The organism is Hominiventricola filiformis (genome assembly GCF_020686965.1).
In the GTDB taxonomy this organism is placed as follows: domain Bacteria; phylum Bacillota; class Clostridia; order Lachnospirales; family Lachnospiraceae; genus Hominiventricola; species Hominiventricola filiformis.
On record NZ_JAJEPS010000051.1, the window covers coordinates 1 to 1,623 of the forward strand.

A 1,623-nucleotide genomic window follows, 5' to 3' on the forward strand; every position below is an offset into this window, starting at 1 on the left:
AGGCAACTTAGCACTTAGTCGCAATTAGGATTGCGAGTATGACAAAAAGAAGTCACTCGCCGTAAAGGAGAGTGATGCCTGATGCCAAATGAGAAGAAACCAAAAACCAAATGCGTGGAGTATCTCCGCCATGCTGAATACTACGATATGCAAAGTACCTTTGATGAACTGTATGCCAGAAGTCAGGCAGGAGAAATTTTCGAGAACCTGATGGATGTGATACTTTCAAGAGAAAATATCCTGCTGGCCTATCGGAACATCAAATCCAATACCGGGAGTATTACGCCGGGAACAGACAAGCTGAAGATTTCTGATATTGGTAAACTTACCGCTGATGAAGTCACAGCAAGGGTACGCAAAATCGTCAAGGGAGCTAAAAACGGCTACACCCCAAGAAGCGTAAGACGCAAAGACATCCCAAAACCAAACGGGAATACCAGGCCACTGGGAATCCCTTGTATCTGGGATAGATTGGTACAGCAATGTATCAAGCAGGTCATGGAACCTATCTGCGAAGCCAGGTTCAGCAACAATAGCTATGGATTCCGTCCAAATCGGTCGGTTGAAAATGCGATAGCGGCAACCTACAGGCTTATGCAAAAGTCAGGACTTCACTATGTAGTAGAGTTTGACATAAAAGGTTTCTTTGACAATGTAGACCATTCAAAACTGATAAAACAGTTATGGTCACTGAATATCCGGGATAAAGAACTGCTCTATGTAATCCGTAGGATTCTCAAAGCTCCAATCCTCATGCCGGACGGCAACACAGAACACCCAACAAAGGGAACGCCGCAAGGCGGAATTATTTCCCCACTATTGGCAAATGTGGTGCTGAATGAACTTGACCATTGGATAGAAAGCCAATGGCAGTGCAACCCGGTAACGGAAAACTACGCTTACAGAGAAAATGCGGCAGGCTGTCCGATACAAAGCCATGCGTACCGGGCAATGCGGAATACACGGCTGAAAGAAATGTATATCGTGAGATATGCAGACGATTTTCGGATTCTCTGTAGAACAAGGGAACAGGCAGACCAGACGCTGATTGCGGTCACGCAATGGCTGAAAGAACGCCTGCGCCTTGATGTTTCACCGGAGAAAACGAGAGTTGTTGACGTCAGACGGAGCTATTCTGAATTTCTCGGATTCAAAATCCGACTACGCAAAAAGGGGAAAAAGTACGTCGTTCAATCGCACATGTGCGATAAAGCATACAAAAAGGTTAAAGCCAGCCTGACTAAACAAGTCGGAAATATCAAATTTCCCAGAAAAGGACGTGGAGAAGCCGGGGAAGTACGGCTGTTCAACTCCATGGTTATGGGAATCCAGAATTACTACCAGTTAGCCACTGACATCAGCATAGACTGCGGTGATATTGGCAGAACTGTTAATACAGTTCTCAAAAACAGGCTGAAATCTGGAAAGACACACCGGCTGAAAAAGGAAGGCCGCGACCTGACAAAAATGGAAATCCAAAGATATGGGAAATCGGAGCAACTAAGATATATAGCACAATCCAAAGAACCGATTTATCCAATAAGCTATGTTCAATGTAAAAATCCAATGAGTCAGCGACGAAAAGTGTGCGCTTACACAGCGGCAGGAAGAAGTGAAATCCAT

At 44.9% G+C, this 1,623-nt stretch carries 1 protein-coding gene; it reads left to right on the forward strand.

What is annotated here, in order from left to right:
* Window positions 1-81: 81 nt before the first annotated feature.
* A partial coding sequence (gene ltrA / locus LKD36_RS17425) for a group II intron reverse transcriptase/maturase (RefSeq protein WP_308460389.1) occupies window positions 82-1,623 on the forward strand: 1,542 nt, incomplete at its 3' end.